We start from the raw sequence: 22873 nt of genomic DNA, 5'->3' as shown, positions 1-22873 counted from the left end.
CAGCCAAAGGACAGCCATGCCAGAAGCCGTCATTGCAGCAGCAGTCCGGTCGCCCATCGGGCGCGCCGTGAAGGGGTCGCTCAGGGACGTCCGCCCCGACGATCTGGCGACTCAGGTGGTCCAAGCAGCATTGGGCCAAGTGCCCATGCTCGATGCCGCGCAGATGGACGACCTGATGCTGGGCTGCGGGCTCCCCGGCGGCCAGCAGGGTTTCAACATGGCGCGTCGGGTGGCCGTGCTGGCCGGCCTCGATGACGTCGGCGGGACGACCGTGAACAGGTACTGCGCCTCATCCGTGCAGACCGCGCGCATGGCGATGCACGCGATACGGGCGGGTGAGGGCCACGCCTTCATTTCCGCTGGGGTGGAGAGTGTCAGCTCCTACCAACTCGGCACCAGCGACCGGCCGCCGGCCGGTTTGGCCGACCTGCCACAGATGCAGCAGGCCGTCGAACAGTGGCGCAATCCTCACTTCGCCGAAGCTCGACAACGCACGCAGGACCGTAGTGCGGGCGATTATCGTCCCTGGTCGGATCCCCGCAGTCAGGGCCGAGTGCCCGATGTCTACATCTCCATGGGCGAGACGGCCGAGAACGTGGCGGAACTGCGAGGTATCAGTCGAGAAGAGCAGGACGAGTTCGCGTGCAGGAGCCAGAACGCCGCGGAACGTGCACGCGATGAGGGCTTCTGGGACCGCGAGATCACGCCGATCACGCTCCCGGACGGGACACGTTGTGTTGCCGATGATGGGATCCGGGCCGGAACGAGCCTTGAGAAGCTGGCTGCGTTGGAGCCTGTCTTCCGCCCCGATGGAACGGTTACGGCAGGGAATGCCTGCCCACTCAACGACGGTGCGGCCGCACTCATAATCGTCTCCGACGTCCGAGCCAGGGAACTAGGCATAACGCCACTTGCTCGCATTGTGGCCACAGGCGTGTCGGCGCTTTCACCGGAGATCATGGGCCTCGGGCCGGTCGGGGCCTCCCGACGCGCCCTGGCCAACGCGTCGATGACCATGCAAGACATCGACCTGGTGGAGATCAATGAGGCTTTCGCCGCTCAGGTGATTCCCAGCGCACGCGATCTGGGCGTTCCGCTCGAGCGTCTCAATGTCTTCGGCGGCTCCATAGCCGTCGGCCACCCGTTCGGAATGACGGGTGCGCGTCTGATCACCACCATGCTCAATGGACTGCGGACCTTGGATCGCGAGCTGGGCCTGGTGACCATGTGTGTCGGAGGCGGACAAGGCATGGCAATGATTCTCGAGAGGCTTCGCTGATGGCACTGGGCACAAGGGCGCCGGTGAGGGTGATCGTGGCCAAGCCTGGCTTGGACGGTCATGACCGCGGAGCCAAAGTCGTTTCGCGAGCCCTACGCGACGCGGGTTTTGAGGTCATCTACACAGGTCTGCATCAGACGCCTGAGGAGATCGTCACCGCGGCACTCCAGGAAGACGCTCAAGGCATCGGGCTCTCGGTTCTGTCGGGAGCGCACATGACTCTCTTCCCTCGTGTTCTCGAGCTGCTCAAGGCCCAGACTGCGGAGGACGTCGTCGTCTTCGGCGGAGGGATCATTCCGGATGAGGACGTGCGGGAACTCGAGCGCATGGGTGTCGCGCGCGTCTTTACACCTGGTGCGTCGACGAGGGAGATCGTCGAGTGGGCCATTGAGCATTTCAGCTAGAGCGAAGGGCTTGGAACCAGCGGACCACGAGAGGGCGTGCAAGTAACACCGCTGGTGCCTGGATCGTCTAGCCCCGCGGTGCCAATCCTGACTTCTTCAAGGAGTTCTCCAGTGTCAAAGACCACGGCTGATCCCCGCCTCTTCCAACCCATTGACCTCCGCGGGCTACGGGTCCCGCATCGTCTCTGGGTGGCGGCCATGTGCCAGTACTCGGCTTCTGAGGGCGTGCCGGCGCCATGGCACCACGTCCATCTGGGCTCCTTCGCCATCGGACGCGCTGGCTTGGTGATCACTGAGGCCACGGCCGTCTCGCCGGTCGGCCGCATCAGCAGCGGTGACACTGGGATCTGGACGGATCAGCAAGCCGACGAGTGGGCATCCATCGTCGACTTCTCCCATGGTCAGGGAGTCCCAATGGCAGTGCAGCTTGCACACGCCGGACGCAAGGCGTCGACGCGCACGCCGAGTGAAGGTCGTGGCGCGCTGCCGTTCGAAGAGGGCGGGTGGCCAACCGTTGGGCCCTCGCCCATCCCTTATGGTCGCCTCCCCGCGCCACGCGAGCTGACCACTGCCGAGATCGGCATCGTAGTGGCGGACTTTGCGGCGGCCGCTGCCCGGGCGACTGCTGCCGGCTTCGACGCTGTCGAGATCCACGCTGCCCACGGGTACCTCCAGCACCAGTTCATGTCGCCGCTGTCCAATGAACGGACCGATCACTACGGCGGATCGTTCGAGAACCGGATCAGACTGACCTGCGAGATCGTGGACGCCGTCCGCGCCGTCATCCCCGCCGCGATGCCCCTCTTGATCAGGGTTTCGGCCACCGACTGGGTCGAGGGAGGATGGTCCCTGGCCGATACGGTCCGCCTCGCAGGGGAACTTGAGCAGAGGGGGATTGACTTCATCTCCGTGTCCTCGGCAGGTAACGACCACCGCCAGGAGATAGCCGTGGGGCCCGGGTATCAGCTGCCCCTCGCACGAGAGATCCGCAGGGCAACGTCACTGCCAGTAGGCGCTGCCGGGCTGATCACCTCGCCGCAACAGGCGGAGACAGCCCTGGTGGATGAGGCCGCAGACGTCATCTTCGCGGCACGACAGTTCCTGAGGGAGCCATCCTTCGCGTTGCGAGCGGCCGCAGAGCTCGGCGGATTCCTTGAGTGGCCCGTGCAGTACCGCATGGCACGATTCCAGGGAAGCATTCCGTGAGGCGACCACTGCCTCCGGTACATGGATCACGTTGAGAGGCGGCCGAGAGGGCCTCACCGAGCCCGGTGAGATCTGCGGGCCAGGCTTACGGAACGGAAAGAGACGATGACGGGTATCACAACCAGCGGGCAGCAGACGGCGGCGGCGATCAGGCGTGAGGCTGCGGCCAGCTTCTTCGCGCATGGCTACGAGGCGACGAGTCTGCGGCAGGTCGCCTCAGCGGTCGGCATCAAGGTAGGCAGCCTCTACAACCACATCAAGAGCAAGGAGGACCTTCTCCAGTCGATCATGGGGGGCACCATGGACGACCTCAATGAGCTGATGGGGAAGGCGCTGGACGGGCGGACGGACCCCGTCGATCGGTTGATTGCCTTCATCGAGTGTCACATACGCTTCCATGCCGAACGTGCGCAGGAGGTGTTCATCGGTAACAGCGAGCTCCGCTCGCTCCAGGAGAGCGCTCGCCACGAGATCACCGCAAAGCGACGCGCATACCGGATGCAGCTCGAGGGCCTGATCACGGCATGCGGCGAGGCAGGGCAGGCACATGTCCTAAACGCCCAACTCCATGCGTTCAGCATCGTCGCCATCGGCACTCACGTAGCCAGCTGGTATCGACCGGACGGCGGGTATGCGCTGGAAGAGATCATCGAGACCTACACGAAGATCATCATGCGCAGCCTCGGAATCGCCGACGCCGAGAGGCGTGTTGACCGCTACCTGACTGCGGCGGGCTGAGACCCCTTGCGCGGGGCAGTGAATGTACTACACTCAATAACTACGAACGGTCGTACGTTTTTATCCTTGGAGTATAGATGCGCACCATCGGAGAGTGGACTCGCCTGAACGCACGCAGGAACCCGGCGCGCGAGGCTTTTGTCGGCATCGATGGGCGCGTCACCTTCGGCGAGGCGGCCGAGCGTGCTTGGGCTCTCGCCCGTGGTCTCACGGGCCTGGGCGTCAGCAGGGGTGACCCAGTCGGCGTCCTGGGCGGAAACACAGTGTTCAACGCCGAGGTGTTTCTGGGCGTCGCAGTCTCGGGAGGCATCTATACGGCCTACAACTGGCGTTGGTCCGCAATGGAACTCGCAGAGGGCATACGCGAGAGCCAGCCACGCATCCTCGTGGTGGAGGATCGGTTCTCCGACTTGCTGTCGACGGCTCTGTCAATCGTGGCGAGTGACGACACGACAACGGCCCTTCCGCGAGTGATCAGCCAAGGCGAACTCGACCACTTCCGAACAGGCGAGGGGACCTTTCCCGATGTCGTTGGTGCTGAGGACTCGCTGTGCCTCATCTACACCGGTGGAAGCACTGGCACGTCGAAGGCGGTGGTCCTGTCCCATCGTGCCGCCACCGCCAACGCCCTGAACGAGTACATCGACGTGGGCATCGGCGCGTTGCCGGAGGAACGGGGTCTTATGGTCACACCACTGTTCCACTCGGCAGGACTGCTCACGTGGCTGGTCACGCATTTCGTTGCCGGCAAGACCACCGTGCTCGTCGACAAGTTCGATGAAGGGCAGTTCGTAGAGTGGGTTGGTCGGGAGCGAGCCACCAATAGCTTCATGATTCCGAACATGATGCGACGACTGCTGCAGGCCGGCGCTTTTCAGGCTCCGGAGGTCCAGGAGTCCTTCCGTGCTCTCCACACCGGAGCGGGCTTGCTCCGTATGCCGAACAAGGTCGAGTTCGTGGAGACACTCCCGCAGGCCAAGCTGTTCTACCGCTACGGTCTCTCGGAGGCTGGGCCGATGGTCACGCGCCTCCTGCACGAAGACATGCTCGACCCGACCGTCGATGGGTCCATCGGCCAGGAATACCACCTCGTCGAGGCAACGCTGCTGAGCGTGGATGGAGACGGTCGGGAAGTGGAGCCGGGCGAGCTGGGCGAGATCTGCGTCAAGGGGCCAAGTCTCATGAGCGGCTACTTCCGACGGCCGCTGGCGACGGCCGAGACGATCGTCGACGGATGGCTCCACACTGGCGACCTCGCGACACGGGATGAGCGTGGGTTCTACTTCTTCAAGGACCGACTCAAGGAGATGATCAAGTCCGGTGGCGAGAACGTCTACTGCGCCGAGATTGAGCAGGTCCTCTATCTTCACCCGGCCGTGCTCGAGGCGGCCGTTGTCGGTGTCTCGAATGATGAATGGGGCGAAGAAGTTCGGGCCGTCGTCTCACTTCGCCCCGAGATGAGGGCCTCCGCCAACGAACTCCAAGAATTCCTGCGTCAGAGCCTGGCCGGCTACAAGATCCCGAAGGAGTTCGTCTTCATGGATGCCGGAGAGCTCCCCCGCTCCGGCGCGGGCAAGCTCGTCAAGGCGCGTCTCAAGGACAGGCTGGGCTGGAGATGATGCCCGCTACCCACCGGCTCGAGCGACAAGAGGATGTGCGAAATGTTTGAGAAGATCCTGATCGCCAATCGCGGTGAGATCGCGGTGCGGATCATGAGGACCTGTAGAGAGCTCGGCATCAAGACCGTGGCCGTCCACTCGGCCGCAGACGCCCACTCATTGCATGTGCGCACGGCCGATGAGAGCGTCGATCTTGGCGATGGGCCAGCCAGTTCGACGTACCTCAACACCGCGGCAATCATTCGCGCCGCCAAGCGCACGGGGTGCCAAGCGGTGCATCCCGGGTACGGTTTCCTGGCGGAGAGCGCCGAGTTCGCCGGCGCCGTGACGGACGCGGGTCTGGTCTTCATCGGGCCGTCGGCGCACGCCATCGCCACCATGGGGGAGAAGGTTGCATCTCGCGCCGTCGCGCTCGCGGCCTCCGTTCCCTTGGCCCCCGGATCAGAGGGCTCCATTGCCGATCCGTCGGCCATCATCGAGTTCGGGGACGAACATGGGTACCCGGCACTCGTGAAGGCTTCCTACGGGGGAGGCGGCCGCGGTATGCGTTTGGTGGGCTCCGCGTCAGAGGCGGTCGAGGCATTCGGTGCGGCTGTTCGAGAGGCGACGGCTGCGTTCGGCAATGGCGAGGTCTACTGCGAGCGCTACCTCGTCAACGCACGCCATGTGGAGGTCCAGGTCTTTGGGGACTCCCACGGCGACGTCGTCTACCTCGGTGACCGTGACTGCTCCGTGCAACGGCGCCATCAGAAACTCATCGAGGAAGCGCCGGCGCCAGGGCTCAGCGATGAGGTCAGGCGCAGCATGGGCGAGGCTGCCGTTCGCCTGGCACGCCAGGTCCACTACGTGGGAGCGGGGACGGTTGAGTTCCTGTATGAAGAGGGCAAGTTCTACTTCCTCGAGATGAACACGCGAATTCAGGTCGAACATCCTGTCACCGAGGCAGTAACCGGACTGGACTTGGTTGCGCTGCAATTGCGGGTCGCCGCGGGGCAACCGCTCGGGATCACGCAGGAGTCTGTCCGACCAGAAGGCGCAGCGATAGAGGTCCGTGTCAACGCAGAGGACCCGTCGGAGGGAATGTTCGTCCCATCGCCAGGGCTGATTGCCACACTCGAGGTACCCGAAGCCGAGGGCCTCCGGTGGGACGCGGGGTACCAATCCGGGGACGAGGTCCTTCCTCTGTACGACAGTCTCGTCGGCAAGCTCATCGCCTGGGGCCCTACCAGGGATGCGGCGATCCAACGGCTGCAATCAGCGATGGCCCAAGTGCAGATCGAGGGGATTCGAACGACCATCCCCGCCGCCCAGCACATCTTGGCGCTGGACGCCTTCAAGTCAGTGGACATTGGCACCACCTGGCTCGAGGATTCCGTTGTCCTACCTGACTTCTCCGAGGATCAGGGCGACGAAGACGCGCGTTTCGACGTCGAGGTCGCAGGTCGCTATTACCGAATTCCGACCTTTCCCGAAGATGGCGTGATGGCTGCCCCGGCCGGAGCGGCCGCACCCACCGCTGATGCGGAAGCAGGGTCGGCCCGGGCCGGTGGACGCTCGGGGACCCGCCGGCGTCGTAGCCGCGCGAGCGATGGCACGGTCAAGGCACCCATGCAGGGGACGATCGTCAAGGTGAACGTGGAGGCAGGTGACGATGTGACGGCCGGTGCGCTGCTCTTCGTGCTCGAAGCGATGAAGATGGAGAATCCGATCAAGGCCACGCACGACGGCCGTATCGAGGCAGTCCATGTGTCGCTGGGCGATTCGACCCCAGCGGGCACTCTGCTTGCCTCCTACGTGGCTGATGGGGTCTGACATGACTCACAGCCCGGACGAACCACTGCTGCCGAGACCTCAGGGGGCCGCCCCCTTCGTCCACCTCAAGATCGACGAGACGCAGGATGAAGCCGACCTTCGCGCGTTGATTCGGGACGTTCTCAGGGACAAGGCAACTCCCGATCGGATCCGGGAGTTCGATGAAAACGAGAAGTTCGATGAGGACCTGTATCGAACTCTTGCCGATGCCGGCTTGATTCAGCTTGAGGCCGATACGGAGGGCAACCCCCCAAGCCATATGAGCCAGACCATTGTGTTGGAAGAGCTGGGCGCCACAGCGACGTCCATGGCGGTGTCCCTGGTGGTTCAGTACATGGGTGTCACACTTCTGGCCCAACACGGCACAGCAGAGCAGCGCAAGCAGTACCTGGTCCCGCTGCTCTCCGGCCGATCACGGGTGGCTTTCGCTTTGACCGAACCCGGTGGGGGGACTGATGTCGCGCGCGTGATGCGGACCCGGGCAACACAGGAATCTGATGGCACCTGGAAGCTCAGTGGCAGCAAGATGTGGATCTCCGGCGCGAGTGATGCAACTTTCCTACTGGTACTTGCCCGAACGGCACCGATCGAGCGGTCTGCAATCTCGGGCATCACGATGTTCATCGTTCCAAGAAGCGCCAGTGGCGTCACCGTGAACGAAATGGACACGATGGCGATTCACAGCCTCTCCACGTGCGAGGTCGGCCTCTCCGACGTTCGCGTGCCGCACGACGCTGTGTTGGGAGAGGTGAACTGGGGGTTCCGGCAGGTCCTGGCCACGCTGAACGGGGAGCGGCTCAACGCCGCTGCGGTGGCTCTCGGTATCGCTCGTGGTGCCCAGGATGCGGCGCTCGAGTACGTCCGTAGCCGCGAGGCATTCGGCAGGACGATCGGCTCCTTCCAGATCCTGCAGCACCGACTCGTCGACGGCGTAGTGAGGCTCGAAGGGGCCCGCTCACTTCTCCAGCGTGCCGCCCGTGCGGCCGACCACGGCGGCGCGGCAGAAACGCTCTCGGCCATGGCCAAGCTGGCGGCCTCCGAGGCCGCGACAATGATCACGGATCACGGCATGCGCGCCATGGGTGGGTCTGGCCTCAGCCGAGAGTACTCAATGCAACGGTTCTTCCGGGATGCGCGCCTCTACACCTTCGCGCCGCTCACGGACGAGATGATCCACAACTTCATCGCCGAGCACCACTTCAAGCTGCCCCGTTCTTACTGAGCCACGCATCCGTGTGAAACGTCGATTCCGCCCTTGAGACAACCGTGAGAGGAACCACAATGACGATGTCTTCCAGCAGCCCGCGGACGGTTCTCGTCACTGGGGCAGGAGGTGGGATGGCGGCCGGTATCAACGCTCGGCTCGCCGCTGCGGGCCACCGAGTGTTGTGCGCGGACGTCTCGGGTGAGGGATCGGAACGGGCGGCACAAGCCGTCAGGGATGCAGGGGGCCGTGCGGACGCGTTCACCGTCGATGTTGGGGATAGCTCGAGTGTCAGGGCGCTCCGTGAAGAGGTCGCCCGAGCAGCGGTCGATGTCGATGTCCTCGTGAACGCGGCTGGGATCTTGGACCGGAAGTTTCTCGTCGATCACGACGACTCGTCATTTGAGCGCACTATCGCTGTGAACCTCGTCGGACCGTTTCGCATGATCCAGGCCTTCTCGCCAGGGATGATCTCCCGCGGCTGGGGACGCATCATCAACATCTCATCCATCGCCGGCGTGACGGGGTACGCCTACCCCAGCTACGCCGCCTCAAAGGCCGGGCTGTCCAACCTGACAAGGTCGCTCGTCATCGACCTATGGGGTACGGGCGTGACAGTGAACTCGATCTGCCCCGGCGTCGTTGACACTCCGATGGTCATTGACGCGGTCCGAGAGCAGATTCCGCGCAAGGTGCCGACCGAGGAGATCATCGATCCAGCCGAGATCGGCGCCCTGGCCGCATTCCTGATCAGCGACGAAGCCTGCAACATCAACGGTGCGAACCTGGTCATCGACGGAGGGGCGACGAGCTACTTCCAGCTGTTTGACCGCCCGTGAAGCGGTCGCCGACCTCTTTGGTGGCCCTGCTCTTCCTCGGCGTGGGGCTTTCTTGGGGTGCCAGCTTCCTCTTCATCAAGGTTGCGGTGCAAGGCGTCTCGCCGGTGCAGCTCGTGCTGGCTCGAACGACTCTTGCCACGTTGGTGCTCGCAGTGGTGATGGTGCTGACCAAGCGCCGATGGCCTTCCGGCGCCTTGGCTTGGCGACGGATTCTCGTGCTGGGGGTCGTCGGCTGCGCCGTGCCGTTCTTGCTGTACGCATGGGCCGGCCAGCGCATCCCTAGTGGTCTGTCGAGCATCTACAACGCCTCCGTTCCGGTCTCGACCACCGTTCTCACGGTAGTTGCGATGCGCCAGGAGACGATCCGCGGACGGAGTGTGGCGGGTGTAGTGCTTGGGGCGCTGGGTATCCTCATCGTCTTGGCGCCCTGGCGTCTGGGTGCCGAGTCCTTTGACCTGGCCGGGCAGGTGGCGTGTGTAGGTGCCGTGATCGGCTTGGGGTTCGCCTTCGCCTATACGAAGAAGTCGCTCAGTCCCTTGCGGTTGGACCCCGTCGGCATTGCCTTCGGCCAGATGCTCGTAGCGGCGGCACTCATGATTCTCATCGCTCCGTTCACTGCGCTCACACCGGTGACGCTCGACCTGCCCATCACCCTGTCGATCCTCCTCCTCAGCGTCCTGGGCACCGGGTTCGCCTACGTGTGGAACTTCAGGGTCATCGACTCCTGGGGCGCGGCACCGGCATCAATGGTCACCTACGTGACGACACTGGTGGGGGTGGGGCTCGGCATCTCGGTGCTGGGCGAACCGCTCACTCTGAACCAACTGCTGGGGGCGTTGGTCGTTCTAGGTGGCGTGGCGCTTGGTGTGTCGCGCCCACGAGTGACTCCTGGGACCGGAGTACCTGCGTCATCGTCGGCTCAGGCCTCGAGCCAACCCGGGTCCGGATCCAGCATCTGATAGTTGGGCGCCTGGGGCGGCACGCCGACCAAGGGGTCGATGCGCGTGCGCACGAGTCTGGAGAAGCAGATGCGCCATCCCTCATCGGTCGGGGCGTACTCGTCCTCGTAATACCCGTAGCCGCGCAGCCCGTACATCCCGGGCAGTTCAATCCCTTTGTAGATGCGACTACCGGGCTCCCACGTCAGGTAGTCGTGCATGCTCCAGATGCCCCGGACATGATCGCCGATCGATGTGAAGCGCGGCATGAAGCCCTGGTGCTGACTCCGGACGTCCTTGAGAAAGGCGGAGACCGTGCCTATGAACTCTTCGGCAGAGGCGGCATCGTCAAAGGCGTAGCCCTCGAAAGTCGCGTCCGGGGTGTACAGCTCGCGCAGTCGGTCCCACTGCTTGTTGTCGAGGTACTGGAAGTATCGCGCTTTGAGGTCGGAGACAGCCAGCGCGACGGTCGGTGAAGGTGGCAGTGACATGGTGCCTTTCCACTTCCTTTCGGTCCCGGTCTGGTTTGCCAAGCAAGCGCACGGCCGGCACCGGGTGGATCATCCCCGATGCCGGCCGTGCGCTTGGGTGCCGATCAGTAGCTCTGCTCGACCTTGAACGCGCCGCTCTCCACCTTCAGCACAGCCAACCCACCGAGTGAGAGCGAACCGTGGAATTCCGGCGTGAAGGTGTAGATCGAGTTGACGCCGACGACGTCCTTGGTGTTTGCCTCCAGCGATGCGCGGAGGGCGTCCCGGGTCGCCTGCACGTCTTGAGGGTCGTGCGACGAGGCCTTGGTGATCGCGTTCTCCAGGAGGATTGAGCCGTCCCAACCGTTCGCAGCGAACTGGCCGGGCGCGCCAGCATTGGCCGCCTTGAAGGCCTCGACGATCCGGTTGGTGGCCTCATACTGGGGGTTGTCCTGCTTCAGTGACGTGGGCGCGAGAACGACCGAGCCCTGGAGGTATGTGCCGTCGGCCGCGGCCCCGCTGTTCTCGATGTATGCGGGTGACCCGGCTCCTGGGGAGTTGAACAGGACCGGCTTGAAGCCGATTGACTCGGCGCTCTTGGCCACAACGGCGTTGGCCGGGTTCACCGCCCAGACGAGTACCACGTCGGGCGAGCCGCCAGCCAGCTTGCCCAGCTGAGCGGTGACGTCGGTCGTCGTAGCGTCGAACGCCTCCTTGCCGGTGACCTGGATGCCGAACTCCGAAGCGACGGCGTCGATCCGCTTGGCGGGGTCCTGACCGTACCCATCGTTCGTGTGAAGGAGGCCGACCTTGGTCCAACCCTGCTCCTTGGCGAACTGGATCTGCGCCTTCAGCGACTCATTGGTACCCGTGTACTGCTTGAAGATGTAACCGGCCTCTTCAGCCGGGGTCACGATGCTCGAGGACGAAGCCAAGGCGATGGTCGGCACCTTGAGCTGATTGCTGAAGGTCCGCAGCGCAATGGACTCCCCGCTGGAGCTGGGCCCGATGATGGCGTGGACGTTCTCCTCGATCGCCAGCTTGCGGTACTGGTTGACGGCCGTGCCCTCGTTGCTGCCGCTGTCGACAACGACGAGCTCGATGGGACGGCCGTTGAGCCCGCCCTTTGCGTTGACTTCCTTGAAGTACAGCTCTACGGCCTGACGCTCCGGCTCGCCGAGTGCGGCGTAACTGCCGGTGAGGCCGACGAGGACGCCGACGCGGTAGGGCTCAGAGTTGCCGCCCCCGGTGGCCCCTGTGCCCGGGCCCTCTGAATCGGCGCCGCAGCCAGCGACGCCGAATGTCAGCGCAGCCGCTGCTGCTGCTGTGATGATGGCCCGGCGCGGGACCACGGACCTTCGCACTTGGTTCTTCACTGGGGTGCCTCTCTGGTTGGAGCTCGTCATTGAAATCCAGAATGGCCTCCCCGTTGCACGGAGCCCCTTGGGCATTGACGCGAGCAGGACCGCCATCTATCTTGATTCAAGCGAACGTGCGCTCGTATGTCAAGGAACTTCGGCGTCTCGGAAGAGGCCCGTCCGGATCGAGGAGCTCCAGTTGGAAGTGGTAATGCAGCTGCTACTCACGGCGCTGGCCTTGGGGGCGCTCTACGGCGCGATCGGGATCGGGTTCGTGATCGTCCACCGGCTCACCGGCATGGTGAACTTCGCGATGGGCGACATCGCAGTGGCTGGGGGCTTCGGAGCCGTGGTCGCTTCGGCGGTCCTACCGCCCCTCGGGGCGATTCTCGTTGGTGCAGTCGTCGGAGCGGTGGTCAGCGTGGTCATGTACCACCTGGCGATCCATCCGCTCCGAAACCAGAGCCTCATGGTGCAGACCATCGTGACCCTGGGTGTGGGCATCGCCATTCGCTCACTCATCCAGCTCTACTTCGGCAGCGGCCCCCGACAGTTCCCAGCGATCACCTCGGGCCCCTCGGTGGACATCCTGGGGGGCCGCATCCCCCAGCAGTCCCTCTGGCTGATCGGCATCACCCTGCTCGGCTACCTTGGGCTGGCCTACTTCTTCGACCGCACGCTCTCAGGCAAGGCCTTGAGCGCCTTCTCCGTCAACGCTTACGCCGCGGGAATCGTCGGGATCAGCCTCACCACGATGGCCACCATCGCGTTCGCTCTCTCTGGCGCCATCGCCGGTGGCGTGCTCGCCGCACAGGTCCCCACGTCGTTCATCGCGGCCGGGGCCGGGCTCGCGTTGGGTCTCAAAGGTTTCATAGCGGCAATCATGGGCGGATTCGACAAACTCGGGCTCACCCTTATCGGCGGATTCCTCGTGGCCCTCGCAGAAGTCGTCGTGGCGCGCTACGTCTCAGCCGCTCAGGCTTCCACCGTTGTGTTCGTCCTGCTGATTGTTCTGCTCATCCTTCGCCCGCAGGGGCTCACCCGACAGGTGGTGGCTGACCGTGTCTGATACGCCCAGGCAGTCCAGCTCGGCCATCGGATGGCGCCATCTGGTCGGCGCGCTCGTCTGGATCGCCGTCGTCGCCGCTTTTGCCTTCTCGACCAACGAGTACTACGCCGGTCTCGGCGCATCGGTGGGGCTCCTTGCGCTTCTGGGTCTAGGCATGGTTCTCGTCACTGGCTATGCCGGCCAGTTCTCCCTCGCGGTGGGTGCGGTTTACGGAATTGGCGCGTACGGATCGACCCTGCTGACGGTCAACTACGGCTGGGCTGGGCTAGCAGCCATGGCGGTCTCGGCCATAGTCGCGGGGATCCTCGGCTTCGCACTCGCGCGCCCGCTCTTCCGGCTGCGCGGCCACTTCCTCGCTATGGCTACCTTGGCCCTCACCGAGGTCTTCTACCTCCTCGTGAACAACGCTGAGTTCACTGGGGGGTCCACCGGGCTCGGCGGCATCCGACCCCTGGAACTGTTCGGCTTCACGTTCCTCTCGAGCCAATCGCACATGATTCTCAACTGGGTTGTCGTTGGGATTGTGCTCTGGGGCATGTTGATGCTCCGAAGGGGTCGAGAGGGCCGCGCCCTGCTCGCCATTCGGGGGCATGAGGCCGCGGCGGCCGCGGCGGGTATCAACATCGCGTCGTCGAAGGCCCGAGTCTTCACCGCCTCTGCAGTGATCAGCTCAATCGCCGGCTCGCTCTACGCGCACCAAGTCCTGTATGTGAACCCGCCGCCTTTCGGCCTCATCACCGCGATCGAGGTCCTGATGATCGCGGTGCTAGGTGGCATGCGAAGTCCCTGGGGCGCCATCGTCGGTGCGATCGTGCTCGAGCTGCTGCACCAGCTCATTGACGCCACGCTGCCGAGCATCCTCGGAAACGCGGCCGTCGGTGCTGGCCAAGAGCTTGTGATGGGTCTCCTCCTGGTGGTCATCCTGGTGCTTCGGCCGGATGGCATCATCGGAGCCATCAGCGCCGCGGCCCGCTTGGGTCGCCGGTACACGCGCGAGCCGGGGCTCGAGGCCGATGCTGAATCGAACGCCCCGCCCGGCGATGACGCACCTTCAGACATGGCCTCCCAGCGGCGCGCTCAAGACCTTGTCGGGATCCCTCGGCTTGGCGAGGTGGTTCTCTCGGCCGAGGGGCTGGCCAAGCATTTTGGAGGCGTAACGGCTGTCGACGGAGTCAGCTTGAACATCCGAGCCGGGGAGGTTCTCGCCGTGATCGGCCCGAACGGCGCGGGCAAGTCCACTTTGGTCAACCTGCTTTCGGGCAATCTGGTCCCGAATGCCGGCTCCGTGCACATCGACGGCGTCGACACGACCGCGATGAAGGCGCACCAAGTTGCGGCCCACAAGCTGAGCCGCACCTTCCAGACCCCCTGCCTCTTCGAGGGAATGGATGTTGCGGGAACCGTGGCCGTTGGGGCACACCTACGAGGGTCCGTCGGGATGCTCCGTTCGTCCGTACCCACCTTCGGATCGCTCAAGGAGGAGGAGACCCTCGCGACGGAAGCGGCCACAGCCTTGAATCGGCTCGGGCTCTCACGCCTGGCAGACCGTGACGCCAAGAGCCTCTCGCTCGGCCAGCAGAAACAGGTCGAGATCGCACGAGCCCTTGTCGCCTCTCCCCGCGTCCTGCTCCTGGATGAACCGTGCGCAGGGCTCAACAAGGCAGAGAAGGCCTCGCTCATGAGGTTGCTGCGGTCCCTGGGTCGCGAGGGCATGGCCGTCCTGGTCATCGAACACGACATGGAGTTCGTCATGGCGGCGGCTGATCGTGTTCACGTGCTCAACTTCGGTTCAACTCTTCGGGTTGGTACCCCGGAAGAGGTCCAGACTGACCAGGACGTCATCGACGCCTACCTCGGCGTGGCGCACGACCCGCAGTCGGGGCACGCCGGGCATGAGGACCACATGACTGATGAAGGGGTGAAGCGATGACCGCCGCGCTCTCGGTGAAAGGGGTCAGCTTCTCGTACGGAAGGGCCAAGGTGCTGCGTGACGTCTCGCTCTCCGTGGCCGAGGGTGAGATCGTCACCGTGATCGGGCCCAACGGTGCGGGCAAGAGCACCCTGCTGAACGTGATAGCCCGCAGTCATCGGCTGCGACACGGAGACGTGGCGCTTGGGGGAAAAAACACCGCTGGGATGCGACAGAGCCAAGTGGTTCGAGAAGGTTGTGTTCTGGTGCCGGAGGGCCGTCAGGTGTTTACCACGCTCTCCGTGTCGGACAACTTGGTGCTTGGCGGATACACCCGCCGCAAGGACTCCAGGACCAAGCAGCTCATGGACGAGGTCTACGCGTATTTCCCCAGGCTTGCGGAGCGCTCGCACCAGCTCGCAGGAACCCTCTCGGGTGGGGAGCAGCAGATGCTGGCAGTGGGTCGTGCTTACATGAGCCAGCCCAGGGTCATGCTCTTGGATGAACCGAGTCTCGGCCTTTCCCCGCAGATGACCGCACAGGTCATGAGTGTGCTCGCCCAGCTGCGAGCTGAGCGGAACCTCACTGTGGTCGTCGTCGAACAGAATGCGCTGGCTGCCCTGAGCCTCGCCGACCGGGGGTACCTGCTCAGCGGGGGACAAGTCATGCTGGAGGGGACGGCCGAGGAACTGCGTAACAACCCGATGATCCAGCACATCTACTTGGGAGGCGCTCCCTCGGCGGAGCCCGTCTCCAAGGGCATCGCTGAGGCCATCGATCACGGTCAGGCTGAGAAGTAGGGATGGTTCGCCCTGACGTGATTCCGACAAGTCCGGATCAAGTGAGGGCGTGGGCCGAGCGGCAGCTGCCAGATCTCGAGAGGGTGGCCCCCGACGTCTGGGCCATCCCGGTCCCTGTCGACAACCCGATCCGCTACACCTTCGCCTACTTGGTGGCGGGTCCGCACGACGCGGTTGTCATTGATCCAGGCCCCGACTCCCCGGAAGCGGCCGCAGCCTGGGACGCGGCCTTTGCCGCAATCGGGATCGCTCCCCATCGCCTCCGGGGGATCGTGGTGACGCACTTCCACTTCGACCATTGGGAAGGGGCAGGCCAGCTAGCGGCAAAGACCGGAGCTTGGGTGGCCTTGGGAGCGGCAGAGACTGATTGGGTGCAGGGTCTCACTGATCATCAGGTGGGGGAGCACTCAGCCACCGCGCGATTCACGGCGTGGGGCGTCCCGGCAGCCGAGGCCCGCGTGCTGGCTCAGACGGAGGACTACGGCCACGCCCGTCGCTATTTCCAGCCGGATCATCACCTGTTGCATGGGCAAACGCTTCCCTTGGCGGGTGAAGACATCCAGGTGCTGCACACCCCCGGGCATACACCTGGCCATGTCTGCTTGCATGACCGCCGCCGTAACCTTCTCTTCAGCGGAGACCATCTCCTGCCGACGATCAGCTCCCACGTCGCCCTCAACCCCTTCGGGTACTCGGATCCGCTGATGCAGTACCTAGAGAGCCTGGTGATGTTGCGGCACCTAGAGGATGCCGAGGTGCTGCCGGCTCATCAGTATCGATTTGCTGGTGTTCATCGGCGGGTCGAGGAGTTGGAGCAGGAGGTGGCCGCGCGTTTGTCCGAGGTCAGACGACTGCTTCACGCCGACGGCGGTGCAACCATCTGGGAGCTCGCCCAGCGGCTGTCCTGGTCGCGACCCTGGACGGAGTTCAATGCATTGTCGCGCCGTATGGCAGTCGGAGAGGCGGCGGCGTTTGTGGCGCATGTGCGGTCTGCCAGTGGTGACGAAGGCCTGACCGGAACGAGATGATCTTTCCCCACCCGCCAGTATGGGAAGGCCCGGTCAGGCCCGCCGAACCAGAAAGCTGGACGTGAACGTCATGACCACGTCGCCATGCTGGTTGCTGGTCACATAGTCGATCACCCACACTCCGTGAGCCGGGTTGCTTGTCTCGCGAGCTTCCCGGATCGTCGCCCGGACGCGGATGGTGTCTCCGATGAAGACGGGCTTCTTGGCGCGGACCGAGTCGAGTCCAAGCCAGGCGACCACATTGCCGAAGTAGCCGGTCTGGGTGACGAGTCCCAGTGAGGTTGACAGGGTGAGGGGGCCGTGAGCGACCCGGTGTCCGAACTGTGTCGACGCAGCGTACTCGGCATCCAGGTGGAAGGAAACGACGTCGCCGGTGAGGCCGGCCCACGTGAGCAGGTGAGCCTCGGTGATGGTCAGACCGGTGGTGACCAAGCAATCGCCAAGCGCCAGAGATTCCCAGTAGTGGGGCTCCGGAAGGGACCTTGCCGACGGGTTGGCCGATCTGGCTGGCTGTTCGTGCGACATGTCTACCGCTTCCTCTCAAGGGGCCACACACCGACGCGGAGATACGCGGGGCTTTCTCTGCGAGAGATACTAGCGTACGCTAGTCTCAACTGCCAGTACGACAGCCAGGAGGGCTCGTCATGACGCATACCGCATCCGCCCAGACGCACTCTGAAGGTGAGCGAGCGGAGGCGCCCACGGTCCACGACGTCCTGGCGAACCAGACAGAGTCCGCACGCTTGGGCGGGTCCGAGAAGAATCGAGAGAAGATCAAGGCCGCGGGCAAGATGCTCGTCCGTGAGCGCCTTGAGTTCTTTTTTGACGATGGCGAGTACGTGGAAGACGGACTGCTCGCGCGGTTCAGTGAGGGTATGCCCGGTGACGCTGTGGTGTGCGCCTACGGCAATGTGGACGGGCGCCAGGTTTGCGTGATCGCCAACGACTACAGCGTCAAGGCCGGCACGTGGGGCAAGCGCACGTTCGAGAAGATCACTTTCGCGCAGGAGACGGCCGTTGCAGCCGGTATCCCCATCGTTTACCTCTTTGATTCGGCCGGCGCTCGTATCGACGAGCAGTTCGACAGCTTCGTGGGCCGGCATGCGTGGGGCAACATCTTCTACAACCAGGTCCAGATCTCGGGTCGAGTTCCACAGGTGTGCGCGCTTTTCGGACCCTCTCCGGCCGGATCGGCTTACGTGCCAGCGCTGTGCGACATAACGATCATGGTGCGAGGTCAGGCGACCGCCTACCTCGGTTCGCCCCGCTTGGCAGAGATGGTGACTGGCGAGCAGGTGACCCTGGAGGAGATGGGGGGCGCCGAGATGCATTGCACCGTTTCCGGCCTTGGGGATGTTCTGGTGGAGGACGACACCGAGGCGCTGAATGCGATCCGGGTCTGGCTTTCCTTCCTCCCGCCCAACTGGGAGAGCCAGGCGCCGGTTGCTCCGGCGACCGAGCCCCGAGATGGGCGGCGGCTCAGCGAGATCGTTCCGCTGAGGGAGGCCGAGGTCTTCGACATGGAGGAGTTCATCGAGTCGCTCGTGGACGAAGGCACTTACTTTCCCTACAAGGAGCTCTTCGCCCAAGAGATGATCACGGCCTTCGCCCGAATCAATGGCCAGCCGGTCGGTCTGGTGGCCAATGACCCCCGCCACATGGGTGGGGTGATCTTCCCCGACTCATCGGACAAGGCCGCGCGATTCATCTGGATCTGCAATGCCTACAACGTCCCCATCATCTTCCTCGTTGACATCGCGGGCTACATGATCGGCTCGGAGGTGGAGCGGCAAGGGATCATTCGCCATGGCGCAAAGATGATCTTTGCTGTCTCTGAATGCCGCGTCCCACGGATCACCGTGCTGGTCCGTAAGGCATATGGGGGAGGCTATCTGGCCATGTCAGGCGCACCCATGCATCCCGACGCGGTGATCGCCCTGCCCACCGCCCGGCCCGCCCTGATGGGCCCGGATGCTGCAGTCAACGGCGTGTACTACAACCAGATTCATGCGATTCAGGACGACGATGAACGTCGTGAGTTCGTCGCTGCGAAACAGGCTGAGTATGCCGAGGGTATCGACGTCTTCAAGATTGCTGACAACAACGCAGTGGAAGCCGTCGTCCCCTCCGACCAATTACGCGAAGAGCTGACGAAGCGGCTGCGCCTCTACAAGAAGCGGAAGGTCGTCCCGGTGGAGCGCCGTCAAGCAGTCACCCCAGTCTGAGGCGCGAGATGTACAAGGTTGTCGTGCTCGTGATCCGCAAGGAAGGCACGACGCGCGATGAGTTCCTGCGCAGCTGGCGCAGCGAGCATCCACGCTTCGTGGAACAGATGCCCGGGATCCTTCGATATCGGCAGAGCCCGGCCATTCAGCACAAGTCGGTCTGGCCTTTCGATGGAATGGCGGAGTTGTGGTTCGCCAGCCTCGGAGACATAGCTGCCGCCTTCAAGGGCCCCGAGGCCAAGGCGCTCTTTGATCACGAGGAACACTTCATCGGTGACCTGAAATGGTTCGTGGCCGAAGAGTTCGAGGTGCCTTTGAAGGAGCGGACGTGATCATGCCAAAGAGAATCACATACTTGGAGAAGAAGGATGGGCTGAGCCGCCAAGCCTTCCAACAGCACTGGCGCACGGTCCACGCGGACATTGCGCGTCAGCTTCCGGGAGTCGTGTCCTACAGGCAGAACCACGTGATATCCACGCACCTGGTCCCCGTGGACGACCTGGCCTACCCGGTGGATGGAATTGTCGAGCTCTGGTTCACGGACGACGCCGCAGCGGGTGCCGGGTTCGGATCCCGCGTCGCCGATCTCCTCATCGAGGACGAACCGAAGTTCCTCTCAGGCCTGGTTGGCGCGGCCGTCGACGCGGTAGGGGCGACCCCGGAGTGGCCGGGGAAGGTCTGGCTGCTCGGACGATGGAGCGGACCACCCGACGAAGACGCGCTCCGGACCTGGGTTCAGGAGACCGCGGCAGCCCTCGCGGCGCCCGGGTCTGACGTCAACGTCCTGGTCCCCGACGCTGCGGTCCTGATGCGCGCTGGCCTTCGTCACGACGGTGCCCTCCCGCAGGTTGCCATCGCCTTCGGGTTCGCATCGGTTGACGAGGCAGGCCAAAGGGTCCCTCAGCTCGAAGCCGCCTTCAGGCGTTACACCGGCCTCCAGCGCAAGCAGGTTGTCGTCGCGAGGGAGGAGGTTGTCGTCTGATGGGATCGAACATCCACGAGGCGCCCGCCACCCGGCCGGAGTTCGACGTCATCGGCGCCCTCTCCCCGCGCGGGCGCGCGGCCCTGATCCGAGGGTGGCAGAACGCCAGTCAGGAGCTCGACCCCGACCTGATCGGCCAGATGGCCAGGACGGTGGAGGCTGTGCTCGGCCAGGAGCGACTGACGCGGCCGACCTCCTCGGACGACGTTGAGGACGCGGTGCTTTCTCTCACGGAGCAGTTCGTCGACTACGTGCCGGACGTCGACCGGCACCAACTTGCCTTCGTCGAGCAGCGGCTCGGAGACCGAGCAGTTCGACACCTCGTACACGCCATGTACATCCTCGACCAGAACGTCCGATTGCGGATCGCGCTCCAGAGGCTGGACCTCGGGCGACCTGGAGGTTCCGGGGGGACGGCGGCGGTGGAGATACCCGAGGCCAAGCCAGGAGTCGTTCGAGCCGCCGCTGAATGGCATCACTCCGTTTATGCCTTGCGTGACGGACTCGACCTCCGGACAAATGAGCTCCTCCGGTTGCGAGCCGGCGATTACCACCAGTGCGCCTTCTGCTTGTCGCTCAGGCGGATCGCGGGTGGCGAGAGGGTCGTCGATCCGATGCTGGAGCACTTGCTGCTGAATTACGAACAGAGTGACATGCCGAGGCAGTTCAAGACGGCGTTGAGACTGGCTGACATCTACATGTCGGATCCGGTCCGATTGGGATCGGACCTCCGCGACGTCCTGCTGGGTGACTACTCCCGTGAAGAGATCGTAGAGATCCTCATGGTTGTGTCCGCGTGCAATCACCAGAAGATCAGGGTGGCGCTGGGAACTGCCATGCCGGCGCGCCCTCAAGGCTTGTCCGAATACGTCGTCCACGACGACGGAAGCATCGAGGTCGGTGCCCTCATATCGGGATAGCACATCGCGTCCCAGTCAGGCCCGCTGAGCAACTCGAGTTGGCCTCGGTGTCGAGGGCCACGGGAGTCCGTTGCCAGGCCCCAGACTAGATGGACAAGGATGACCAGCCCACATTGGCCGACGAGATCAGCGCAGATGGCGGAGACTGAGGCCACCGGCCAGGAGCCTTGACAAGCACGCGCTCGACGGGCCGTGCCGACGTGGGAACGCCGAGGGGAGGCGAAGGTGAGCAGCGGACAGGCCAACGGGCAGGTCGTCCTCGGTGGTTATCCGGCCAAGCGTTGTGCGCGTGCCGTGCACAACGACTTCTCCCCGTCCTCGCCGCCGAAGCCGCCGGTCGATGAAGCCACCCAGCGACTGTTCGACGCGGGGAACGCATTCGAGGAGCTGGTCAACCAACGTCTTGCCCAGGCGCCTGGCGCGGTCCTGCTGTCGGATGAGGAGGGTTGGCGGGCCAACGCCGACGCCACCCTTGCCGCCATGCGGGAGCGCCGGCCGGTCATCGTCAACGGCCGCCTGCCATCGACCAGGCCGAAGGTGGGAGCGCCCGACGTCCTCGTGCTGATGGGTGACGGCTACGTGCCGGTGGATGTGAAGCTGCACGGCACGCGCAACAACGCCAAGCGAGGCTCACTATGGGTCTCGTCGCTGGACAGCCCATCCGACAGGTGGCTGCAGAGCGGTCTCTCCGACGCGAGCGCGTCGATGGAGAATGATGCGTTCCAGCTGTCCCACTACACGCGCATGCTCCAGACGCTCGGTCTCCATGCGGGCGACGACCTCGTGGTCGGCGGCATCATCGGCCAGTCGGACTACACCGACCTGGGCGGCGACCCGTGGCTGGTCGCCTGGTACGACCTGGGCACACCCCGGAAGGACACCTTCTCCGCGAGTGCGCGCGAGGGCCGCGCGAGGCGCACCCTGTTGGAGCGCTACGACCACGAGTTCGCGTTCCGCTTGCAGGTGGCCGAGGTCGCGGCGAGCGGCGGTGAGCTCGTCCGTCCGTTGCACGTCAGCGAGTGCGACCGCTGCGTCTGGCTCGAGTACTGCGCCGAGGTGGCGGGGGCTGACGATGCCTCCTTCGGGATCCGCACGGGTCTGCCGACCGCGCAGCAGTGGCGGTTCCTCTACGACCGGGGGTTGACGACGGCGGCGGCGCTCGCAGCAGCGGATGACGAGCCTCCCGACGGGTGGTCGCCGCGCGACTCGCAACCGGGGCCCAGGGCAGACGCCAAGTATCGTGCGCTGGTCCGGCGGGCCCGGATGGCCGTCGAGGGCATCGACTTCGAGCCGGTCGTCGACTGGCCGACGATCCCGGCCGCCGACATCGAGGTCGACTTCGACATCGAGTGGGACCTCGAGCAGCGGATCTACCTGTGGGGCCTGCGGCTGCGGCAGGGGCAGGACGAATCCTCGGCCGTCTTCGACCCGGTCGTCTCCTACGAGCCGCTCGATGACGATGGAGCCGCCCGGCTCGCAGAGCATTTCGCGTCGCGCCTCTCTCGGGTGATCGAGGACGCCGAGGCAGCCGGCCGGTCGGTGACGATCTTCCACTGGTCGCATCCCGAGCGGAGCATGACCAGGAAGTTCGCCGCGGTGGACGCGCTCCTCCAGGGCCGCGCCCAGGACCTGCACCAGTGGTTCGCGACCCACTTCTTCAGTCGCGATGGCACGTCCATCAAGACGGTCGCGCCGATCTTCGGCTTCCACTGGGCTGTGGACGACGCGGGCGGCGTGGAGTCTCAGCTCCGGATCGAGGCGGCTCGCTCGGAGGGTGACGAGGCCGTGGCCGCCAGGGACTGGCTCGCCCGCTACAACGAGTCCGACGTGGCGGCGCAGGCCGCCATCAGGGACGGGCTCCGTGCCGCGGCACGGCAGCAGCGGACATGTCCGTGACGCCGTCGCGCCGAGCGCCCTTCACTCGCCTGCAGTAGCGGCCCGCCAGAGGGCACCGCGCCTCAGCGGGTCGGGCAGACCAAGCCCGTCGTATGCCGCTGGGCCGGCTTGCGCTCCGAGCTTCCGTCGCGCCTCCCGGTCGAAGTGCTCACGACATGGTCCTCACTAGTTGACGCA

21 protein-coding genes are annotated in these 22873 nt (G+C 64.6%); 18 read left to right on the top strand and 3 right to left on the bottom strand.

Annotated features, from left to right (window positions below):
• Positions 1–16: 16 nt before the first annotated feature.
• From OO014_RS04635 to OO014_RS04595, 9 genes are all read left to right on the top strand, one after another.
• Positions 17–1279, top strand: coding sequence for an acetyl-CoA C-acetyltransferase (locus OO014_RS04635; protein WP_272461107.1), 1263 nt, complete (start codon positions 17–19; stop codon positions 1277–1279).
• Positions 1279–1683, top strand: a complete 405-nt coding sequence (locus OO014_RS04630) for a cobalamin B12-binding domain-containing protein (RefSeq protein ID WP_272461106.1) — start codon at positions 1279–1281, stop codon at positions 1681–1683. Before OO014_RS04635 ends, OO014_RS04630 begins: the two co-directional genes overlap by 1 nt.
• A 78-nt stretch (positions 1684–1761) precedes the next feature.
• On the top strand, positions 1762–2889 hold the full coding sequence (locus OO014_RS04625) for an NADH:flavin oxidoreductase/NADH oxidase (protein WP_334685029.1): 1128 nt from the start codon (positions 1762–1764) through the stop codon (positions 2887–2889).
• Positions 2890–2994: 105 nt separating this feature from the next.
• On the top strand, positions 2995–3627 hold the full coding sequence (locus tag OO014_RS04620; RefSeq protein ID WP_272461104.1) for a TetR/AcrR family transcriptional regulator: 633 nt from the start codon (positions 2995–2997) through the stop codon (positions 3625–3627).
• Between the two features lie 77 nt (positions 3628–3704).
• Complete coding sequence (locus tag OO014_RS04615; RefSeq protein WP_272461103.1) at positions 3705–5246, top strand: class I adenylate-forming enzyme family protein; 1542 nt, start codon at positions 3705–3707, stop codon at positions 5244–5246.
• 42 nt (positions 5247–5288) lie between these two features.
• Positions 5289–7058, top strand: a complete 1770-nt coding sequence (locus OO014_RS04610) for an acetyl/propionyl/methylcrotonyl-CoA carboxylase subunit alpha (protein WP_272461102.1) — start codon at positions 5289–5291, stop codon at positions 7056–7058.
• Between the two features lies 1 nt (position 7059).
• A complete protein-coding gene (locus OO014_RS04605; RefSeq protein ID WP_272461101.1) occupies positions 7060–8280 on the top strand; it encodes an acyl-CoA dehydrogenase family protein in 1221 nt (406 codons plus the stop codon).
• Positions 8281–8339: 59 nt separating this feature from the next.
• Positions 8340–9101, top strand: a complete 762-nt coding sequence (locus OO014_RS04600; RefSeq protein ID WP_272461100.1) for an SDR family NAD(P)-dependent oxidoreductase — start codon at positions 8340–8342, stop codon at positions 9099–9101.
• 20 nt (positions 9102–9121) lie between these two features.
• Positions 9122–10060: a DMT family transporter gene (locus OO014_RS04595; protein WP_272461099.1), complete on the top strand. Its 939-nt coding sequence runs from the start codon at positions 9122–9124 to the stop codon at positions 10058–10060.
• Here OO014_RS04595 and OO014_RS04590 read toward each other — a convergent pair.
• Positions 10021–10530, bottom strand: coding sequence for a nuclear transport factor 2 family protein (locus tag OO014_RS04590; RefSeq protein WP_272461098.1), 510 nt, complete (start codon positions 10528–10530; stop codon positions 10021–10023). The two genes, OO014_RS04595 and OO014_RS04590, sit on opposite strands and share 40 nt — an antisense overlap.
• 104 nt (positions 10531–10634) lie before the next feature.
• Positions 10635–11915 carry an ABC transporter substrate-binding protein gene (locus tag OO014_RS04585; RefSeq protein ID WP_272461097.1) on the bottom strand — a complete coding sequence of 427 codons (1281 nt, stop codon included), beginning with the start codon at positions 11913–11915 and terminating at the stop codon, positions 10635–10637.
• Positions 11916–12072: 157 nt separating this feature from the next.
• Between OO014_RS04585 and OO014_RS04580 the strand changes: the two genes are divergently transcribed.
• From OO014_RS04580 to OO014_RS04565, 4 genes are read left to right on the top strand one after another with little or no spacing between them, the layout of a single operon-like run.
• Entirely contained in the window at positions 12073–12936 is an 864-nt protein-coding gene (locus OO014_RS04580; RefSeq protein WP_272461150.1) for a branched-chain amino acid ABC transporter permease, read from the top strand.
• A complete protein-coding gene (locus OO014_RS04575) occupies positions 12929–14866 on the top strand; it encodes a branched-chain amino acid ABC transporter ATP-binding protein/permease (RefSeq protein ID WP_272461096.1) in 1938 nt (645 codons plus the stop codon). Before OO014_RS04580 ends, OO014_RS04575 begins: the two co-directional genes overlap by 8 nt.
• Entirely contained in the window at positions 14863–15645 is a 783-nt protein-coding gene (locus OO014_RS04570; protein WP_272461095.1) for an ABC transporter ATP-binding protein, read from the top strand. The genes OO014_RS04575 and OO014_RS04570 overlap by 4 nt, the downstream gene beginning before the upstream one ends.
• A 2-nt stretch (positions 15646–15647) precedes the next feature.
• A complete protein-coding gene (locus OO014_RS04565; protein ID WP_272461094.1) occupies positions 15648–16673 on the top strand; it encodes an MBL fold metallo-hydrolase in 1026 nt (341 codons plus the stop codon).
• Positions 16674–16706: 33 nt separating this feature from the next.
• Here OO014_RS04565 and OO014_RS04560 read toward each other — a convergent pair whose 3' ends face one another.
• Complete coding sequence (locus OO014_RS04560; RefSeq protein WP_272461093.1) at positions 16707–17198, bottom strand: MaoC/PaaZ C-terminal domain-containing protein; 492 nt, start codon at positions 17196–17198, stop codon at positions 16707–16709.
• A gap of 119 nt (positions 17199–17317) precedes the next feature.
• Here OO014_RS04560 and OO014_RS04555 point away from each other — a divergent pair, with 119 nt between their 5' ends.
• The 5 genes from OO014_RS04555 to OO014_RS04535 all read left to right on the top strand — a co-directional run bounded on the left by OO014_RS04555 (position 17318) and on the right by OO014_RS04535 (position 22696).
• Complete coding sequence (locus OO014_RS04555; protein ID WP_272461092.1) at positions 17318–18898, top strand: acyl-CoA carboxylase subunit beta; 1581 nt, start codon at positions 17318–17320, stop codon at positions 18896–18898.
• 8 nt (positions 18899–18906) lie between these two features.
• Positions 18907–19230 carry an EthD family reductase gene (locus OO014_RS04550; protein WP_272461091.1) on the top strand — a complete coding sequence of 108 codons (324 nt, stop codon included), beginning with the start codon at positions 18907–18909 and terminating at the stop codon, positions 19228–19230.
• Between the two features lie 2 nt (positions 19231–19232).
• Entirely contained in the window at positions 19233–19880 is a 648-nt protein-coding gene (locus OO014_RS04545; protein WP_272461149.1) for an EthD family reductase, read from the top strand.
• Complete coding sequence (locus OO014_RS04540; RefSeq protein ID WP_272461090.1) at positions 19880–20800, top strand: hypothetical protein; 921 nt, start codon at positions 19880–19882, stop codon at positions 20798–20800. The genes OO014_RS04545 and OO014_RS04540 overlap by 1 nt, the downstream gene beginning before the upstream one ends.
• Before the next feature lie 225 nt (positions 20801–21025).
• Positions 21026–22696: a ribonuclease H-like domain-containing protein gene (locus tag OO014_RS04535; RefSeq protein WP_272461089.1), complete on the top strand. Its 1671-nt coding sequence runs from the start codon at positions 21026–21028 to the stop codon at positions 22694–22696.
• Positions 22697–22873 lie beyond the last annotated feature (177 nt).

Origin of the sequence: Intrasporangium calvum, from assembly GCF_028446585.1 — a bacterium.
In the GTDB taxonomy this organism is placed as follows: Bacteria; Actinomycetota; Actinomycetes; order Actinomycetales; family Dermatophilaceae; genus Intrasporangium; species Intrasporangium calvum_A.
The sequence above is the reverse complement of the archived record's forward strand: the minus strand, read 5'-3'. Positions and strand labels throughout refer to the sequence as shown.